Raw genomic sequence first — 17,546 nt, 5'->3', positions numbered from 1 at the left:
GTCTCACGCTGGCGTGGTTCCGAACTGGGCGTGCCTGAAGGTACGTTGACGCTGTCTCTTCCTCGCGTTGGGGGGCGGGGCGCTGGGACCGACCGTTTCGAAGCGGTCGATCTGGTGCCCTGACCGAACCGAGAGGAGGAGATATGACCGAACGTCAGTCGTCCAAGCGGACAGAGGTGGGGCGGGAACTCGCCACACGCGTCACAGCGGCCTTGATCGGCCGAGCCCTGTGGGCAGTGATCGTGGAGTTCTTCCGCCGCGATCTCTGAGGGCCTGAGCAGCCCTGGACAGCCGTTCAGCGGCGCCCCTTGGCGGCCCCCTTTCCATGGGGCGCCGTGCAGAGTTCACGTAGCGGGTCCAGTACTGAGTTCACGTACCAAGGCGAACGACCGCACGCGATCGGCGAGGTCGTAGACCGGCGTGACCAGCATCAGTTCGTCGGCTCCGGTGTCCTCCGCGATCCGCGCGAGCCGCGAGCCCACCGACGTCGGAGTGCCATGGGCCTGCTGCGGTTCCCGGGCCGCGCCGTCGCAGGTGCGCAGTGCGTCCGAGGCCGATGTGCCTGCCTCGACCATGGCGACTTCCAGCGCGGAGAGCGGCAGATCGATCATGCGCCCAGCATAGGACCGGGCGACCTGCTCAGCCGCACCTTTTTCCTCCCCGCGGCCCGGCGTCACGTCACGGGTCCGTGAGTGAACTCGGTCCGCACCGACGGAGGTTGCCGCCGCGCCCGCCCCCACACCGGCCTCACGGAGTCGGAATGCCGCCAGGCCGCGCGGGCCGTCCGAAACGGACCGGGACACCTGGCGAGTACAGCACGCTCACCGGGTCCCCGACCGGCCGCGGCAGCCCCGCGGCCGCGATCAGGTCCTCGTCGCACTCGATCAGATCGGCCCGGTGCAGCGGCCACCGCGGATGCACGTTCGGCAGGAACATCTGCCGTCCGAAGAACGTGTTGTGCATGCCCCACCGGGCCGTCAGGAAGTGCTCGAAATCGGTGGGGTCCTCGACCCGCTCGCCCACCCGCACGGCGATACGGCTGTGCGCGCCCCGCGGCCCCGGCCAGCGCCGCGCACTCGTGTACGAGACGGTGTCACCGCTGTGCCGGATGCTCATCCGCGACCACTGGTACGGCAGCCGGAAGGCGCCGCGCGCGACCGCCACCGGAATCAGGCGAGAGGCGTCCAGGGAACGGAAGACGACACCGCGGCGGCCATGAGCGTCCACCGAGTAGAGGCGGACGTTGGTCTCGGGGAACGTGCCCAGGTACGGGATGCCCGGCAGCCGGAACCAGCCGACCCGGTGCATGCGGAACGCGACCAGACCCACATAGGTCGCCCCGTCGTGGAGATCGGGAACCGTACCGGCCGGCAGGAGCGGCGCGACCTCCGCGGGGTCCACGGCCCAGTGCACGAAGGCAAGGTCCAGCCACGACTGCGTGAGCAGCGGGTTCTCGGCGGAGGCGGGCGGATCGGCAGTTATCGGTTCCGGCACGGCGGGGGTGAGGACCACACTCATCAGCATCGCAGGGGTCCCGGCGACGCCCGCCACGGGGTCGGACATCAGGACGGGGCGCCGCACGGCATGACTGAGCCCCCGGCTGACCGCGTCAGTGTCCGGGGGCTCGGAGCCGGGGTGAGGTCAGGAACGCGACCGGCGCTCCTGCTCCGCGGCGTTCTTCTCCTTGATGCGTACCGTCTCCTTGCGGACCTCGGCCTGGGTGGCGCGCTCCTTGTGCAGCCACTCCGGGTTGTCGGTCTTGATCGCTTCGATCTGCTCCGTGGTGAGGGCCTCCGTGAGCCCGCCACGCGCGAGACCGGCGATGGACACACCGAGCTTCGACGCGACGACCGGCCGGGGGTGCGGTCCGTTGCGCCGCAGCTCCTGGAGCCACTCGGGCGGCTCGGTCTGCAGGGCGTTCAGCTCGGTGCGCGAGACGACACCCTCCTGGAACTCGGCGGGGGTGGCCTCGAGGTACACACCCAGCTTCTTCGCCGCGGTCGCGGGCTTCATGGTCTGGGCGGTCTGGTGCGACGTCATGTCCCCAGGGTATCGAGCGTGTGAGCTACCGCCGACCACGACCGGTAACCTGGCGGAGTGACGGACTCGCAGGTAACCCCTTCTTTCAGGCTCGCGTACGTCCCGGGGGTGACACCCACCAAATGGGTGCGGATCTGGAACGAGCGGCTGCCCGACGTGCCGCTGACCCTTGTGGCCGTGGACCCGGGCGAGGCTTTCGAGCTCCTGCGCGGCGGCGGCGCCGACGCCGGTTTCGTACGGCTCCCCGTCGACCGTACGGACCTCAGTGCGATCCCCCTCTACACCGAGACGACGGTCGTGGTGATCCCCAAGGATCACGTGATCGCGGCGGTCGACGAAGTGACCGCCGAGGATCTGGCGGACGAGATCATCCTGCACCCCCTGGACGACACCCTCCCGTGGGAGAACCTGCCCGGACAGCCGGCGAACGAGCGCCCCGCGACGACGGCGGATGCCATCGAGCTGGTGGCGGCGGGCATCGGCGTCCTCGCCGTCCCCCAGTCGCTCGCCCGTCTGCACCACCGCAAGGACCTCACCTACCGGCCGCTCACCGAAGCCCCCGAGTCGCGGGTCGCGCTGTCCTGGCCGGAGGACGCCACCACCGATCTGGTGGAGGACTTCATCGGGATCGTGCGAGGGCGCACCGTCAACAGCTCCCGCGGCCGCTCCCAGACTCCCGCGGGCGCCTCGGCAGCGGACCAGTCGAAGCGCACGAGCCCCGACAAGGGGACCGCACGTCGCAAGCCGACGACGGGCAAGCCCGCAGCGAAGACGGGCAAGCCCGCCGGAAAGTCGGGCAAGAACGCACGCGGCGGCTCCGGCGGCGCGCCGAAGGGCGCCAAGCGGGGCAAGCCCCGCCGTCGCTCCTAGCCCCACTCGTAACCCCCACCGGAAGGCGGCCGACGCGCGTCACCCGGCGCCGTTGCGCTGAGCCCACCAGGCGAGCACCCCGCCGAGCACGAGCAGCAGGCAGATGGCCGCGTTGGTCCGCTTGTAGGCGACGAGGACAGCGGCGAACTCACGGATCGTCGCGGTGGGCCAGAAGTACGCGGCGGTGGGCGCACCCACCACCTGGCCCTTGATCCCGGTCCGCCGGGCGGTGAGGGCGGCACGGAAGGCGTGGTAGTTGTTCGTGACGATGACGCACCGGTAGTCCGGCTTCGTCTTCTCCATGATCGCCTTGCTGAACCGCAAATTCTCGTCGGTCGTGGTCGAGCGGTCCTCCCGCTCGATCAGGGCGGCGGGGAACCCGTGGGCGATCAGATCGTCGGCCATCGCGTGGGACTCCGGCAGATCCTCGTCCGGCCCCTGGCCCCCCGAGGTGATGAGCACCGGTGCGTCGCCCCGCTCGGCCAGGCGCGCGTGCACCGACTGCGCCCGCCTGAGGCGACTGGCCAGCAGGGGCGGCACGGTGGACCCGCCGACGAGCCCCGAGCCGAGCACCACCACGAAGTCGGCCTTGCGGTGCACCCGCAGCCGCCCGTAGAGGAACGCGTAACAGACGAAGCAGAGGAACAGGAACGCGAGATAGGCGGCAAGGCCACCGGCCGCCGTTCCCACCCCGACCCACACCGGCGTCCGTACGACCACGGCCATGACCACCAGCGCCACGACCGCCAGGATCGCCAACGCCGCCACCAGCGACAGCAGGTTGGTCGGGCTCCTGCCCTCCTTGCGCACCATCTGCAGGCCGTTGGAGAACAGGAAGCACGTCAGCACGAGGATGCTCAGGGCGCCGAGGACCAGCAGCGCCCACGCCACGGCCTGACCCGAGGCCGAGCCGGACCTGACCAGTTGGAACAGCCAGGCCGCGAGCGCGCAGAGCACGGCGAGCCCCAGGATCACGGCATTGCTGAACTTCCTGCGCTCGCGCACCACGCGCACGCAGAAGACGAGGAAGAGGAGTGCCGCGGGGGCGTAGAGCAACATCCGCACAGCGTAGGCTCCGTCAACCCCGGTCCCGGACCGAACCGTAGACGTCCGCTGTAGTGATCTCGGGGGTCAGGCCGTGCCCTTATGGGCGTAGGGGAGTTGACCCCGGTATGAAGAAGCGAAGCGTACTGGCCGTTGCCTCTCTCGCCGCCGGGGCCGTCATCGCCGCGATCAGTCCGCCCCAGGGGGCGGACACCGCGGACGTGAGGGGGCCCGCCCGTGCGGCGGGCGCCCTGGATGTGGTGGATGACGCCGGGCAGTGGGACGAGGCCGCCCCGTCGTCGGCGCCCGGCGCCGGTGTCGGTGTGGTCGCCCCGGACATCTCCAGCACCCAAGGGCTCTGAAGCTCGACCGACGCGGGGCCGGGACGTACGCGTCCCGGCCCCGCTTTTCGTTACTCGGCCGACCCGTAAGTTCGCGCCGGTTGGAGAGCGCTCTCCCGAGAGTAGCCCCCTCAGCACCCCTTGAACAGAGGGAAGTTGTGGCCGTAAGTCCGACATGACGGTGCGCGAGGGTGGCCTCGTAGGGCACACACCCTCCGTCGGGCCGTAGTTGACGGCCTTCAGTCGTTCCTCCTCTCTTGACACGCTCGCGTCACGGTGGGAACACTCCGGGAGAGCGCTCTCCCGGCCTGTTCGCGGTCAGGGGTGCTCTGCTCCGTCCTCCGGGAGTGCACGGCCACGGCTCCCGGCAGGCCGATCCCCCCATCCCTCTCCACGTGGCAGGAGGTCTCCATGGCACGGAGATCGAGAACGATCTCGGGAGCGCTGATCGCCGGCGCCCTGATACTGAGCTCACTCGGCATCGGCGGCATCGCGGTGAGCGCCGACCACGCGTCCGAGTCCCGGACGTCGAAGGCCGCGACATCCCACGCGGGGCACACCATGGCCGCGTCCACCCGCATGTCGGCGGAGGACGCCGACGAAGACGGGTACATACCCGCGAGTCAGCCCGTGACCGGCGCCAAGCCGTCGGCGGCGCAGCCGCCGCACCGTTACTTCCATGAGTTCCAGGCGCACTGTTCGGTGACGCACACCGCTCCCGATGACCCCATCGTCTATCCCGGGCAGCCCGGCAAGTCGCACGACCACACGTTCATGGGGAACACCACGACGAACGCGCACAGCACCACGGCGTCCTTGGACGCCGGCTCCACCAAGTGCCTCGCCCCCGGCGACCGGTCGGCGTACTGGATGCCCACCTTGTTCAACGGCGACAAGGAGGTGCGGCCCGTCGGGGATCAGACGATCTACTACAAGGCCGGGGTCACCGACTACACGAGCGTGCGGCCGTTCCCCAAGGGTCTCAGGTTCGTCGTCGGCAGTCCGATGCAGAGCGCGCAGGAGTTCCGTGACCACCCCGGCTTCGTCGAGGGGTGGGAGTGCGGGGAGAGCTACTTCAACGTCGACTTCCCCAAGAACTGCCCCACGACGCGCGACACGCAGCTCAACATCCGTTTCCAGGCGCCCAGTTGCTGGAACGGCAAGACGCTGGACGCCCCCGACCACCAGAGCCACATGTCCTACCCGGTGGTCAAGGACGGAACCAACGACAACGTTTGCCCGACGAGCCACCCCGTCGCCCTGCCCATGATCGAGTTCAAGATGGCGTTCCCCGTCAACGGGGACATGTCGAAGGTCCGCCTGGCGAGTGGGACGGGCCACTCCTTCCACTACGACTTCTTCAGCGCATGGGACGACGCGACGCTGAAAGCGCTGGTGGACCACTGCATCGTCGGCGGTCTGCAGTGCGACCCGCGCGGCTATGACCAGACCCACCCCGAAGCGGGAGCGGCGCTCGACGAGAACTACGAGCTGCCGTGACCCCGGCCTGCGAAGGGCGGACTCCCTTCCGCCCTTCGCAGGTGCCCCCACCCCACCCCGCGCCCCACCCCGCAACCCCTTCGCACCCCACTCCGCATCCTCCCCGCCCCCCTCGCCCAGGAGACACCCATGCGTAGACCTGGTACCGCTCGCTCCTTGCGCGGCATCGTCGCGCCCGCCACCGCGGGCCTGCTCGTGACTGCCGCGCTCGTGCTCCCCGCCCAGCCGGCGCACGCGGCCGGCAGCGTCGTGAAGGTGACCGGTTCGCAAGGCAACTGGCAGCTCACCGTCGACGGCTCTCCCTATCAGGTCAAGGGCCTGACCTGGGGCCCGTCCGTCGCCGACGTCGACAAGTACATGCCTGATCTGCGGTCCATGGGCGTCAACACCATCCGGACCTGGGGCACCGACGCCTCCAGCAAGCCGCTGTTCGACTCCGCTGCCGCCCATGGCGTCAAGGTCGTCGCGGGCTTCTGGCTGCAACCCGGCGGCGGCCCGGGCAGTGGCGGCTGCGTCAACTACCTGACGGACACCGCGTACAAGAACCAGATGCTCGCGGAATTCCCCAAGTGGGTGGGCACCTACAAGGACCACCCCGGTGTCCTGATGTGGAACGTGGGCAACGAGTCGGTGCTCGGCCTGCAGAACTGTTACGCCGGCGATGAACTGGAGAAGCAGCGCAACGCGTACACCACCTTCGTCAACGACGTCGCCAAGAAGATCCACGCGGTCGATCCCAACCACCCCGTCACGTCCACCGACGCCTGGACCGGGGCCTGGCCGTACTACAAGAAGAACGCCCCCGACCTCGACCTGTACGCCGTCAACGCCTACGACGCCACGTGTGACGTCAAGTCCGACTGGGAGCAGGGTGGTTACGACAAGCCCTACATAGTCACCGAGACGGGGCCCGCCGGTGAGTGGGAGGTCCCCGACGACGCCAACGGCGTTCCAGAGGAGCCCACCGACCGGGCGAAGGCCGCCGGTTACACCAAGGCGTGGGACTGCGTCACCGGCCACCGGGGCGTCGCGCTCGGCGCCACCATGTTCCACTACGGCACGGAGTACGACTTCGGCGGCGTGTGGTTCAACTTGCTTCCCGCGGGCCAGAAGAGGCTCTCGTACTACGCCGTGAAGAAGGCCTACAAGGGCAGCACGGCCGGTGACAACACCCCGCCGGTCATCACCGATCTGGCCGTCGACGGTGATGCGGGCAAGGTGGCGGCGGGCAGTCCGCTCACGCTCACGACGAAGGTCAGCGACCCCGACGGCGACGCGCTCTCCTATGAGGTGCTCGCCAACAGCATGTACGTGGACAAGAGCAAGGACCTCACCCCGCTGGCCGTCACGGACCAGGGGGCGGGCCGCCTGAAGGTCACGGCCCCGGACAAGCCGGGCGTCTGGAAGATCTACGTCAAGGTCAGCGACGGCAAGGGCAACGTCGGCATCGAGACCCGGTCCGTGCGCGTGGTGGTGCCGCCGGTCGACGGCACGAACATCGCCCAGGGCAAGCCCGCGACCGCCTCGTCCTTCCAGCCGGGCAGCGGCGACTGCCCGTGCACGGCGGCCAACGCGGTCGACGGGAAGCAGAGCACTCGGTGGGCCAGTGACTGGAGCGATCCGCAGTGGCTCCAGGTCGACCTGGGCTCCACGACCTCCTTCAAGCACATCCAGCTCAACTGGGAGACGTCGTACGCGAAGACGTACACGATCCAGACCTCGGACGACGGGCAGAACTGGCGGACCGTGCACGAGGTGCGTGGCGGCAACGGCGGCGTCGACGACTTCGACGTGAACGGTTCGGGCCGCTACGTGCGGATCAACGGCACCGAGCGAGGCACCGGATACGGCTACTCGCTCTACGAGTTCGGCGTCTACAAGTGAGGTGACGCCTGATCCGGGACCGATCCGACTTCGGCGCCGCTTCCCCGTCGGGGCAGGAGGAGCACAGAATGACGCGCGACGAACTGCTGCGGCTCGTGGACAGGCTGGGCCTGGAGCGCAAGGTGGGGCTGCTGACCGGGGCCACCGTGTGGCGTTCCCGGTCCGAACCTGCCGTGGGGCTGCGGGAGATGGTCTTCTCGGACGGTCCCGCCGGTGTGCGGGGGGAGGAGTGGGACGAGCGCCGCCCCTCGCTGCTCCTGCCCTCCGCCTCCGCGCTGGGTGCGCTGTGGGACGAGCGACTGGCCGGGGAACTCGGCGAACTGCTCGCCCTGGAGGCGCGGCGCAAGGGGGTGCACGCCGTCCTGGCGCCCACCTTGAACCTGCATCGCACACCGCTGGGCGGGCGCCACTTCGAGTGCCTGGCCGAAGACCCGGAGCTGGCCGCGCGGACCGGGGCCGCCCTGATCCGCGGCATCCAGACCCATGGGGTGGCCGCGACCGCCAAGCACTATGTGGCCAACGACTCGGAGACCGAGCGGCTCACCCTGGACGTGCGGGTGGACGAGCGGACGTTGCGCGAGGTGTACCTGGCCCCCTTCGAAGCGGCTGTCCGAGCGGGCGTATGGCTCGTCATGAGCGCCTACAACGGCGTGAACGGCACGACGATGACCGCCAACGGACTGTTGGCCGAACCGCTGAAAGGAGAGTGGGGATTCGACGGGGTGGTCGTCTCCGACTGGGGCGCCGTGCGTCTGACAGACGAGAGCGCGGCAGCGGGCCAGGACCTCGCGATGCCCGGTCCCGAAGGTCCGTGGGGCGCGGCTCTGGTGGCCGCGGTCCGCAGCGGCACCGTCCCTGAGCAGGCGATCGACGACAAGGTGCTGCGCCTGCTCACCCTGGCCGATCGCGTCGGCGCGCTGGGCGGCGGCCGGAGGCTCCCGCCGCGCGCCTGGCCCAGCGGCACCGCCCGCCGTCTGCTGCGCCGGGCCGTCGCGGGCGGCACCGTACTCCTGCGCAACGAGGACATCCTGCCCCTGGACGCGTCCGCTCTGTGCAGCGTGGCGGTCATCGGCCGGCACGCCTCGGCACCGCGGCTCCAGGGAGAAGGCAGTGCCGGGGTCTTCCCGGCGGATGTCGTCACACCGTTGGACGGGATCCGGGCCCGGCTGCGGGGGCGGGCCCGGATCCTGCACGCGCCCGGGCCGGACCTGGGCGGGCAGCCGAGGCCGCTGGACGCCTCGCGGTGCGAGAACCCCCTCACCGGGGAACCCGGCGTACTGCTGCGGGTGCTGACCGCGGACGGGCGTGAGCTGTCCGCGGAACACCGCCTTTCCGGGCGGCAGTTGGAGCCACCTCTCGCACCGGAGGCCCACACCGTCGAGGTCAGCGCGCTGGTGCGCACGCGAGAGGAGGGCAAATGGACCTTCGGCGTGGGCGGTTACGGCCGGATGAGTCTCTCGGTGGACGGACAAGACTTGGTCGAAGGTGATTTCGCGCGGGACACCGAGGACCCCGCGGTGATTCATCTCGACCCTCCACGCCGGCACGCCTCGGTATGGCTCCCCGCGGGCCATCGCGCGCATGTCGTGGCCCGCAGGGAACTGGCTCCGGACACCGGTCGCGCCGTCGTCGTGAGTGCCGCGGAGCCCGAACCGGACCCCGAGCATGCGCTGTCCGAAGCGGTGGAGGCCGCGCGGGCCGCGGAGGTCGCCGTGGTCGTCGTCGGCACCACCGAGGGCAGCGAGTCGGAGGGGCACGATCGCACCTCGCTCACCCTTCCCGGCCGTCAGGACGAACTGGTCGCGGCGATCACCGCCGCGAATCCGCGCACCGTGGTCGTGGTCAACTCGGGCGGGCCCGTGGAACTGCCGTGGCGGGAACAGGCCGGGGCGCTACTCCTGTCGTGGTTCCCCGGACAGGAAGCGGGGGCCGGGCTCGCCGACGTCCTCTTCGGGCAGACCGAGCCGGGCGGCCGCCTGCCCACCACATGGGGAGCCACGCTGGCGGACGCACCGGTCCGCGAGACCCGGCCACGGGACGGCACGCTCACCTACGCGGAAGGCCTGCACGTCGGCTACCGCGCCTGGCTGCGCTCGGGCCGCGAACCCGCCTACTGGTTCGGCCACGGTTTGGGCTACACGACGTGGAGCTATGACCGCCTTCGCGCCGTGAGAGCGCGAGAGCGGCGGGGCGGCGGAGCCCTGTCCGTCGAGGTGCGGCTGCGGAACACCGGCGCGCGCCCGGGACGTGAGGTGGTGCAGGTCTACCTCGCGCGGCCGGACTCCGCCGTGGAGCGCCCCGTCCGCTGGCTCGCGGGTTTCACGGCGGTCCGGGCGGAGCCGGGGGCGACGGTGACGGCGTCGGTGGAGGTACCGGCCAGGGCGTTGCGGCACTGGGACGTGGACGAGCGGCGGTGGCGGACCGAGGCGGGTGTCTGGCAGATCCTCGCGGGCCCCAGCGCCGGAGATCTGCCCCTGACGGCGATGGTGCGCGGGTAGGGCTGCCGCTGCTCATGCCGCTGCGAGGCGAGCCCGCAGCGGGAGAGCGCTCTATGACGCCTGATCGCGGGGCGTTAGTGTTCCCGGATGGACAGACAGATGCCGACGCTGGAGGACGTGGCGCGCGAAGCGGGGGTCTCCCGCGCCACCGTGTCCCGGGTGGTCAACGGCGTGCGCAATGTCGCCCCCGCCATCCAGGACGTGGTCCGAGCGGCCATCGAGCGTACGGGATACGCGCCCAACCGGGCCGCGCGTTCCCTGGTGACCCAGCGCGCGGGCACCATCGCCCTGGTCGTCTCCGGCGCCGGCGACCACACCGACACGGCGCAGAACGCGTTTGCCGCGCGGGTGTTCGCCGACCCCTTCTTCGGCCGCGCCGTCAGCGGGGTGGTGGGGTTCCTGCGCCCGCGCGCCATGCATCCGGTGCTGATGTTCGCGGAGACGGAGGACTCCCGGCAGCAGGTCCTGACCTATCTGCGCCAGGGCAACGCGGACGGTGCCCTGGTCGTCTCGACGCATGCCCAGGACCCGCTGCCGGAGCTGCTCGCCGAAGCCGGGCTGCCCGCGGTGTTCTTCGCGCGCCCCTCGCTGCGGGCCCGCGTCACGTTCGTCGACTTCGCGCACCGGGACGGGGCGAGGCTGGCCGCCGAGCATCTGCTGGGCCGCGGCTGCCGACGGGTGGCGACGGTCTCGGGTCCGCTGGACATCCCCGCGGGCCGCGAGCGGCTCGCCGGGTTCCAGGACGGCATGGAGCGGGGCGGACAGCCCTACATCCCCGTCGCCGAGGGCGGGTTCACGCTGGAGAGCGGGGCCAAGGCGATGCGTCGGCTGTTGGCCGGGCACCCGGACGTCGACGGGGTGTTCGCGGCGAACGACCTGATGGCCCAGGGCGTGTGCCAGGTCCTGCGGGAGCAGGGCAGACAGGTGCCCCAGGACGTGGCGGTGGTCGGCTTCGACGACTCCAGCGTGGCGGTCACCTGCACACCCCCGCTGACCACGGTGCGCCAGCCCGTCGAGGAGATGGGCGCGGAGATGGCCCGGCTGCTGCAGGAACAGATCGAGGGCGTACGGACCGATCCCACCTCGGTGATCTTCGAGCCGGAACTCGTGGTGCGGGAGTCGGCCTAGCGGGCGGGGGTCTCGGAGCCACCGGATGCGGAACATGCCACGCGGTGTGAGCCTGGTGGTGGGGGCGACACAGAGAGGCGGCTGCCCATGTCAGTCATGGACAAGCTCAAGCAGATGCTCAAGGGGCACGAGGACAAGGCCGGTACGGGAGTCGACAAGGCGGGTGACTTCGTCGACGGGAAGACCCAGGGCAAGTACTCCGGCCAGGTCGACACCGCCCAGGACAAGCTCAAGGACCAGTTCGGCGGGGACCAGGACCAGCCGCCGCGGCCGTAGGCGACCGACGGATTGTCAGTGCCGGCCGATAGCGTGGGTTCTTCCATCCGCGCTGTGGCTGCAGCGCTGCTGCCCCGCCCCCGTGATGCAGGGGCGGGGCACTCGGCTTTCCGCACGCGTCGGCGGCCCCGGGGTTCACGCATCACGCTGCGGATCAGGTGCCCGGGCCCTCTTCGAAGTTCCAGGCGCCGACATCGCGGTAGTGAATGGGCCCGGGGCCGCGGCCGATGTTGCTGGCGACCAGGTGCAGACGTTCGGCCTGCCACAGGCGGCCGGTGAAGTCGGCGAGCCCGGCTGCGGCTTGCACCGCGCACGACGGAGTGTCCCGGCGGGCGCGGGCCAGGGTCAGATGAGGGCGGAACGGCCGGCCCACGTGAGCGACACCGCAGTCGTCCACGACGGCACGCACCTCGTCGGCGAGCAGGTGCAGCTCTTGGAGATCTCCGTCGATCCCGCTCCACAGCACCCGCTCGTCGAAGTGCCCGCCACCGCTCAGCGCCAGGTTCAGGGGCTTGCGGGCGGCGGCCAGGCGCGCGAGCGGCGCACGCAGGAGCGGCACCACGGAGACGGGGACCTCGCCGAGGAACGCCAGCGTGATGTGCCAGTCCTCGACGCGGTTCCACCGCATGCGTGGATGGGCCCGGTAGGCGGGGCCGAGGGCCTGTTCCAGTTCCTGCTTCGCGTCGTCGGGCGGGGCGAGAGCGATGAACACACGAACGGTCGCGGGCGGGTTCTGTTCGGTCACAGAATCCTTCGTACCGCATCCAGGCGGCCCGGCGACCGGCGCCCCCGCCCGCGACCTCGATCCATGGCACCCGCTCCGGTCAGGCGCCGTGCTCCACGCTGATGCTCCGCCGTGTCTCGTCCGCCTGGCGGCGCACGGTGTCCACGACGTGCGGCCTGAACTTCGATTCGGCGTAGCTCACCAGATGGTCGAGCACATCGTTCGCCTGCTCGGGGTTGCCCTCCTTGGCGTGCGCCCGGGCCAGGCGGCGCATCACCATGTTCAGGGTGATGTTGTCGACGCCGTTGCCGTGCAGGGACGCCTCGACGACGGGTGACAGCAGGCCGACGGCCTGCTCCGGGGCGGCGCGGCGCACATTCAGGGCGCTCTTGTCGGGCGCCAGGTACTTGAAGTCCCTCTCCGCGTTGAGCCCTTCGACCATGCGGGCGTAGACGGCGAGCGGGTGCTTGTCGTAGTGCTGCACGACCTCCTGGAGGGCGTCGTTGCCGGCCTGGAGCGAGGGCGAGTCGGAGCCGCGAAGGGTGAGGAGCGTGCCCTGTTCCTCGCCCAGCATCAGCTCGCCGACCTGCTCGTCGGTCTCGTTGTAGGGGCTGCGGACCGTCGTGCGGAGCACCGGCGAGACGATGCGGGAACCGTCCGAGGCGACGTAGGCGGCACGCAGCAGGTAGGTGCCCGGCTGCTCGAAGTAGTGCCCGTCCTGGCCGTACCCCACGTAGGCGCTCGCGTAGAGGGGCGCACCGTCCGCGGTGAGGTGGGCCGTGGCATCCGCCTCGACGCACCGGCGCATCAGCGGCCGGTAGAGCAGCGTGCGGCCGGACGGCTGCCGGATCGCGATGTTGACCAGGTCGTAGTCCGGGTGCAGGAACTCATGCGTGTCGCGCCCGCGCAGGTCGGTCGTGTCCAGCTTGAGCTCCACGACGACCGGCTCACCGAACGCGAAGTGCTTCTTCCCGCGCAGTTCGATCCGTAGCCCGGAGTCGTCCACCACGGGCTGGTCGAACAGGTCCGGGTCGATGTCGGCTGCGCCCCTGCCGAAGGCGTTGGCACCCATGATCACGTCACGGTAGAAGCCGTGCCGCAGGTGCGTGATCTCGTTGGCGGTGAACTGGAAGGGGAACGCCCTCCAGTACGCCTCCGTGCCGGTGGGAGCGCCGTTGCCGGGATTGAAGTTCTGGGGGTAGTTCATCCACGACAGGTCCCCGAAGCCGTTGTTCGGGCCGAGCGGCGCCGGGGGTGTGGCGAGGCCCTTCTGCCACGAATGCAGCAGGTTGAAGGCGTGGCCGAGTTCATGCACGTAGGTACGCAACTGGGCGCGCACGGACTCGGGATCGGTGCCCTTGATGATGTCGTAGAAGACGGCGCAGCCCTGCCGCTGGAAGGTGTCGGCCGCGTCGAACATGATGCCGCGGACACCCGCGTTGCCCTCGTAACGGCTGGCGACCAGCAGCCAGACGCGCCATTGCGGCATGTTGCGCCAGAGGCTGAAGTTGGTCTGCATCGCGGCGTGCAGTTCGGCGTTGTTCCAGCCGGCCGCGCTGTCGCCGAGGACGTTGGCCGCGCTGGAGACCAGCACGTCGATGCCCGCCTCGGCGTAGGCGCGCGGCACGGTCAGTTTCCTGGCCGGGCTTCCGGGCGGACCGGGCAGGGCGCCGGTGTCGTAGGACACGAAGGGCACCTTGCCGGCGACGGAGTCCTGCTCCCACTGGATGGTGCGGAAGTACGGCGACCTGAACGCGCAGGTGAAGGCCGCGCCCACCTGTCCCGTCGTCCTGAGGAACTGCACCGCGGCGGCGGCCTGCTGCTGGCCGACCCGTCGGCGCGCGATGGTCACCCGCACGACCGGGAAGCTGGTCGTCCCGGTGAAACGGCCCTGACCGGTGATGACCACATGGGTGGCCGTCCAGGTGACGGCCGGGGCGTGCACGACGAAGGACCCCGCGTAACTGGTCGTGCCGCCACCGGAGTTGAAGAAGTCCCCGCTGACCTTCCGCAGCGTCCGGGGGCCGTCGACGTCGACCCGCAACTCCAGGACGCGGGTGCCGACGCTGCGGTAGCTGCCCCGGACGAGGAGGTACGCGGGTGTGGCGGCCTCAGGGGCGGAGTCACCGGCGATGTCCTCCGGCGGTTCGTCGACCGCGATGTCGGAGAGGTCGACGTCGTACAGTTCGGGCGTCACGGATTCCGTGGTTTCGGCTGTGGGGTCGCCAAAGGGTGTGGACATGGCGCTGACTCCTCCGACCTCTCGGGTGAGCTTTCGACAGACGGTTGAGGACGGTCCGGCCCATTCGGCCGGACCGTTCACGGGGGAGGACTTCAGCCCTCCGCAGATGCCCCGGTGAAGTCCCCGCCAGCAGGGTCAGCGAATGACGAGCGCATTGTGCGTCTGGAACAGACCGCACCATTCGTTGTAGGGGCGTCGGTCGCACGTATACGGATTGGTGATGAGGCGGCCGGAGTTGTCGGTGTTGCGGGCCGCGGTACCGCCCGGCTTGTGGGCCCAGAGGCCGCCCGGGTGCAGGCGATACCAGTGGTAGTCCCGGATGTTGCCGGGGAAGGTGCCGGTGACGAGCGCCACCACGTAGCGCAGCGATCCCGGAGGCTGGCAGTTGCCCCAGATGCGCAGACCGTCACGCTGGGCCCCGGTGGAGACCTCGCCGCAGCGCACCGTGCGCGGAATGGTGTAGCCGTGCGCGCGGCCGGGCTGGGCGAAGGTGTTGGTGCGCCGGTTGACCGCGAAGTTGTAGCAGTTGTTGTAGGGCTGGGTGTCGGGGCGGTTCCAGAAGGCCGGGTTGAAGGGTGTCACGTCGTACGCGCAGGCCAGCGCGGCCCGGTGCACGAGGGTCTGTAACTGCTTCTCGACCTCCGCGGCGTCCGCCTCGGAGATGCCGCCCGACTCGGTGGGCTCGATGGTGGTCGCGCCGCCCGCACCCTCCCGCGCCGTGCGCCGGATCTCCTCGCGGACCGACTCGCGGAAGTCCTCGGGGTAGCTCTCCTCGACTACCTCCGTGTCGCCTTCGCCCTCGGCCGGACGCCGTTCGGTGCTCTCGCCGACCGGCATGGTCTCCAGGAGGCGCTCGGCGACATCGGCTCCGGTGTACGGGTCGCGGTCCCCGCCCCCCGCGATCTTGAACACCGCGGGCAGGCCCCCGGTGTCCAGATCGTCGGTGATCTCCACCCGGATTCCACGGAAACCCAGTCCGGAGAATCCGTCGGAAACGTCGGCCACCGCCTCCTGATGGTGTGCCATGAGCTGGATCAGCTCAAGCACCTGTTCCTGGTCCTGGATTTCCCACGAGGGATTGGCGCGCCCCGAGAAAATGTCCACAGTGATGCGCAGACCCATGATGTCCCCCCTTCGTTCCGTGCTCGACCGCACGGAACGCCCGGCTGCCCCCGTGAGAGATGTGCCGGGACGGCCGGCGAATTGCCGTGGCCGCCACGGGAAATGGGTGCCGGGACATGGATGTCGTAGGGGACTTGTACTGCCGCCCTTGGGACCAGTCAATGGCGGGTGTGGGCTCCTCGCGTCCGGCAGGGGCGGGGGTGCCGGGTTCCGCGTATTTCTCGTCGGGGACGGTGCCGCCCGGGCCTGGCTCTGCTACGCAGGAAGAGGCCTCGCGCGGGGGCGCAGCCGGTGCGCCGCGGTGTGCCAGGGGGGAATCATGGCCGAATCCGTACGCCGCCAAGAACCGCGGGTGCCCGTGTTCGACCCCAAGCTGAAGGTCGAGGTCAATGAGCAATGGACGGGCACACCCCGGCATCGCCTGGTCGCCATAGGGGATTCGCTGACACAGGGCTTCCAGAGCGCGGCGGTCTTCAACACGTCCCTGTCGTATCCGGCGATCGTCGCGTACGAGCTGGGCTGCCTCCCGGACTTCCGCTTCCCCCTGTACGGGGGCTTCGGCGGGCTGCCGTTCAACCTCGAGCTCTTCCTGCGTGACCTGGAAGCCCGCTACGGACGGAACGTGGACTGGTGGGAGGCGCCGCTCGCGCTGTTCCGGGCGCGCAACGTGATGGACCGGGTCGAGGACTACTGGGAGCGGGGCCCTGGCCGGACCGTGCCTTCCACCTCGGCGATCATGCACAACCTCGCCGTGTTCGGGTGGGACCTGCGTGACGCCCTGTCCAAGTCGGCGGACGAGTGCCGCAAGCGGATCGACACCCCGAAGGACGATCTGGTGAGTCAGATCGTGCAGAACGCCGGTGAGCGCGCGGCCCTGCGCGTGCTGCCCACCCAGCCTCGGACGGCCGGGGCCCTGACCCAGCTGAGTGCGGCGGCCGCACTGGGCAAGGACACCGACGGCTCAGGGGCGAGGCACGGCATCGAGACTCTGATCGTCTTCCTGGGCGCGAACAACGCCCTGCGTGCGGTGACCGATCTCCGGGTGACGTGGAGTGAGGACTCCGGGTTCGACGACCTGGACCACAAGCGGCGCTTCACGGTCTGGCGGCCAAAACACTTCAGGTCGGAGCTGCGCAAGGTGGCGGCGGAAGTCTTCGACATCAAGGCGCGTCACGTCATCTGGTGCACGGTTCCGCACGTCACGATCGCGCCGATCGCGCGCGGCGTGGCGGGCAAGACCCGGCCCGGCTCGCGCTACTTCCCCTACTACACCCGCCCGTGGATCAAGGACCGTGACTTCGACGCGGGCAGGGACCCCAGCATCACCGGGGACGAGGCACATCAGGTCGACGACGCGATAGACGACTACAACGACGCGATCACCGAGACGGTCCGGGCCGCCCGCAAGAAGGGAAAGGACTGGTATCTCCTGGAGACCTGCGGCCTGATGGACCGCCTCGCGTCGCGCCGGTACGCCGAGGACCCGCAGGCCCGCCCGCCGTGGTGGCAGCCGTATCGGCTGCCGTCGGCCCTGCAGGCGTTGTCGCCGCCGCCGAACTCCCACTTCCTTGCCGTCGAGGGCGAACGGCGCACGGACGGCGGCCTGTTCTCGCTCGACGGCGTGCACCCGACGACGGTCGGGTACGGGATTCTCGCCCAGGAAGTGATCAATGTGATGCGGCTGGCAGGGGTCCAGTTCCATCGGCCCGTCGGGGGCGCGAGCCGCCCGGATCCGGTGCTCGTCGACTTCGACCGGCTGATCCGGCACGACACCCTGGTCAACCGCCCGCCGGCCAACCTGGGTTCGGCGCTGGGCGTCATGGGCTGGGCCGATGAGGCCTTGGACCTGTTCCGGCGGGTGTTCTCCGTGCTCTGAC

The 17,546-nt window shown here is 70.1% G+C and carries 16 protein-coding genes; 9 read left to right on the top strand and 7 right to left on the bottom strand.

Going from position 1 to position 17,546, the window contains the following annotated elements:
• The first annotated feature begins 143 nt into the window (after positions 1-143).
• The gene (locus ACWD02_RS32650; RefSeq protein WP_451217060.1) at positions 144-269 is read left to right on the top strand and encodes a hypothetical protein; all 126 of its coding nucleotides are present in this window, start codon (positions 144-146) and stop codon (positions 267-269) included.
• A gap of 75 nt (positions 270-344) precedes the next feature.
• Here ACWD02_RS32650 and ACWD02_RS32645 read toward each other — a convergent pair whose 3' ends face one another.
• From ACWD02_RS32645 to ACWD02_RS32635, 3 genes are all read right to left on the bottom strand, one after another.
• Positions 345-611, bottom strand: a complete 267-nt coding sequence (locus tag ACWD02_RS32645; protein ID WP_451217057.1) for a hypothetical protein — start codon at positions 609-611, stop codon at positions 345-347.
• A 136-nt stretch (positions 612-747) separates the two neighbouring features.
• On the bottom strand, positions 748-1,518 hold the full coding sequence (locus ACWD02_RS32640) for a YqjF family protein (RefSeq protein WP_451217647.1): 771 nt from the start codon (positions 1,516-1,518) through the stop codon (positions 748-750).
• 123 nt (positions 1,519-1,641) lie between these two features.
• Positions 1,642-2,040, bottom strand: a complete 399-nt coding sequence (locus tag ACWD02_RS32635) for a DUF5997 family protein (RefSeq protein ID WP_451217054.1) — start codon at positions 2,038-2,040, stop codon at positions 1,642-1,644.
• A 57-nt stretch (positions 2,041-2,097) separates the two neighbouring features.
• Here ACWD02_RS32635 and ACWD02_RS32630 point away from each other — a divergent pair, with 57 nt between their 5' ends.
• Complete coding sequence (locus ACWD02_RS32630; protein ID WP_451217051.1) at positions 2,098-2,910, top strand: LysR substrate-binding domain-containing protein; 813 nt, start codon at positions 2,098-2,100, stop codon at positions 2,908-2,910.
• 39 nt (positions 2,911-2,949) lie between these two features.
• Here the strand turns inward: ACWD02_RS32630 and ACWD02_RS32625 are convergent, their stop codons facing one another.
• The gene (locus tag ACWD02_RS32625; protein ID WP_451217048.1) at positions 2,950-3,969 is read right to left on the bottom strand and encodes a YdcF family protein; all 1,020 of its coding nucleotides are present in this window, start codon (positions 3,967-3,969) and stop codon (positions 2,950-2,952) included.
• Between the two features lie 113 nt (positions 3,970-4,082).
• Here ACWD02_RS32625 and ACWD02_RS32620 point away from each other — a divergent pair, with 113 nt between their 5' ends.
• The 6 genes from ACWD02_RS32620 to ACWD02_RS32595 all read left to right on the top strand — a co-directional run bounded on the left by ACWD02_RS32620 (position 4,083) and on the right by ACWD02_RS32595 (position 11,581).
• A complete protein-coding gene (locus ACWD02_RS32620) occupies positions 4,083-4,316 on the top strand; it encodes a hypothetical protein (protein WP_451217045.1) in 234 nt (77 codons plus the stop codon).
• A gap of 390 nt (positions 4,317-4,706) precedes the next feature.
• A complete protein-coding gene (locus ACWD02_RS32615) occupies positions 4,707-5,795 on the top strand; it encodes a DUF1996 domain-containing protein (RefSeq protein WP_451217042.1) in 1,089 nt (362 codons plus the stop codon).
• A 129-nt stretch (positions 5,796-5,924) separates the two neighbouring features.
• A complete protein-coding gene (locus tag ACWD02_RS32610; protein WP_451217039.1) occupies positions 5,925-7,679 on the top strand; it encodes a discoidin domain-containing protein in 1,755 nt (584 codons plus the stop codon).
• Positions 7,680-7,747: 68 nt separating this feature from the next.
• On the top strand, positions 7,748-10,177 hold the full coding sequence (locus ACWD02_RS32605; RefSeq protein WP_451217036.1) for a glycoside hydrolase family 3 C-terminal domain-containing protein: 2,430 nt from the start codon (positions 7,748-7,750) through the stop codon (positions 10,175-10,177).
• An 87-nt stretch (positions 10,178-10,264) separates the two neighbouring features.
• Complete coding sequence (locus ACWD02_RS32600) at positions 10,265-11,305, top strand: LacI family DNA-binding transcriptional regulator (protein WP_451217033.1); 1,041 nt, start codon at positions 10,265-10,267, stop codon at positions 11,303-11,305.
• An 87-nt stretch (positions 11,306-11,392) separates the two neighbouring features.
• On the top strand, positions 11,393-11,581 hold the full coding sequence (locus tag ACWD02_RS32595) for an antitoxin (protein ID WP_451217030.1): 189 nt from the start codon (positions 11,393-11,395) through the stop codon (positions 11,579-11,581).
• A gap of 154 nt (positions 11,582-11,735) precedes the next feature.
• On the opposite strand, the gene thpR is transcribed toward ACWD02_RS32595, so the two are convergent.
• The 3 genes from thpR to ACWD02_RS32580 form a co-directional block, all read right to left on the bottom strand.
• Complete coding sequence (gene thpR / locus ACWD02_RS32590) at positions 11,736-12,326, bottom strand: RNA 2',3'-cyclic phosphodiesterase (RefSeq protein WP_451217027.1); 591 nt, start codon at positions 12,324-12,326, stop codon at positions 11,736-11,738.
• A 79-nt stretch (positions 12,327-12,405) separates the two neighbouring features.
• Positions 12,406-14,547, bottom strand: a complete 2,142-nt coding sequence (locus ACWD02_RS32585) for a hypothetical protein (RefSeq protein ID WP_451217024.1) — start codon at positions 14,545-14,547, stop codon at positions 12,406-12,408.
• Between the two features lie 135 nt (positions 14,548-14,682).
• Positions 14,683-15,669, bottom strand: coding sequence for a hypothetical protein (locus ACWD02_RS32580; RefSeq protein WP_451217021.1), 987 nt, complete (start codon positions 15,667-15,669; stop codon positions 14,683-14,685).
• Between the two features lie 319 nt (positions 15,670-15,988).
• Between ACWD02_RS32580 and ACWD02_RS32575 the strand changes: the two genes are divergently transcribed.
• Complete coding sequence (locus tag ACWD02_RS32575; protein WP_451217018.1) at positions 15,989-17,545, top strand: hypothetical protein; 1,557 nt, start codon at positions 15,989-15,991, stop codon at positions 17,543-17,545.
• Position 17,546 lies beyond the last annotated feature (1 nt).

Source organism: Streptomyces sp. NPDC002853 (assembly GCF_053591915.1).
The sequence above is the reverse complement of the archived record's forward strand: the minus strand, read 5'-3'. Positions and strand labels throughout refer to the sequence as shown.

What these genes read in the sequence shown, in the direction of transcription:
- ACWD02_RS32580 (WP_451217021.1), bottom strand. Translation starts at nt 15,669, where the DNA reads ATGGGTCTGCGCATCACTGTGGACATTTTCTCGGGGCGCGCCAATCCC.
- ACWD02_RS32640 (WP_451217647.1), bottom strand. Translation starts at nt 1,518, where the DNA reads ATGAGTGTGGTCCTCACCCCCGCCGTGCCGGAACCGATAACTGCCGAT.
- ACWD02_RS32625 (WP_451217048.1), bottom strand. Translation starts at nt 3,969, where the DNA reads ATGTTGCTCTACGCCCCCGCGGCACTCCTCTTCCTCGTCTTCTGCGTG.
- ACWD02_RS32585 (WP_451217024.1), bottom strand. Translation starts at nt 14,547, where the DNA reads ATGTCCACACCCTTTGGCGACCCCACAGCCGAAACCACGGAATCCGTG.
- ACWD02_RS32605 (WP_451217036.1), top strand. Translation starts at nt 7,748, where the DNA reads ATGACGCGCGACGAACTGCTGCGGCTCGTGGACAGGCTGGGCCTGGAG.
- ACWD02_RS32620 (WP_451217045.1), top strand. Translation starts at nt 4,083, where the DNA reads ATGAAGAAGCGAAGCGTACTGGCCGTTGCCTCTCTCGCCGCCGGGGCC.
- ACWD02_RS32610 (WP_451217039.1), top strand. Translation starts at nt 5,925, where the DNA reads ATGCGTAGACCTGGTACCGCTCGCTCCTTGCGCGGCATCGTCGCGCCC.
- ACWD02_RS32645 (WP_451217057.1), bottom strand. Translation starts at nt 611, where the DNA reads ATGATCGATCTGCCGCTCTCCGCGCTGGAAGTCGCCATGGTCGAGGCA.
- ACWD02_RS32650 (WP_451217060.1), top strand. Translation starts at nt 144, where the DNA reads ATGACCGAACGTCAGTCGTCCAAGCGGACAGAGGTGGGGCGGGAACTC.
- ACWD02_RS32600 (WP_451217033.1), top strand. Translation starts at nt 10,265, where the DNA reads ATGGACAGACAGATGCCGACGCTGGAGGACGTGGCGCGCGAAGCGGGG.
- ACWD02_RS32595 (WP_451217030.1), top strand. Translation starts at nt 11,393, where the DNA reads ATGTCAGTCATGGACAAGCTCAAGCAGATGCTCAAGGGGCACGAGGAC.
- ACWD02_RS32575 (WP_451217018.1), top strand. Translation starts at nt 15,989, where the DNA reads ATGGCCGAATCCGTACGCCGCCAAGAACCGCGGGTGCCCGTGTTCGAC.
- ACWD02_RS32635 (WP_451217054.1), bottom strand. Translation starts at nt 2,040, where the DNA reads ATGACGTCGCACCAGACCGCCCAGACCATGAAGCCCGCGACCGCGGCG.
- ACWD02_RS32615 (WP_451217042.1), top strand. Translation starts at nt 4,707, where the DNA reads ATGGCACGGAGATCGAGAACGATCTCGGGAGCGCTGATCGCCGGCGCC.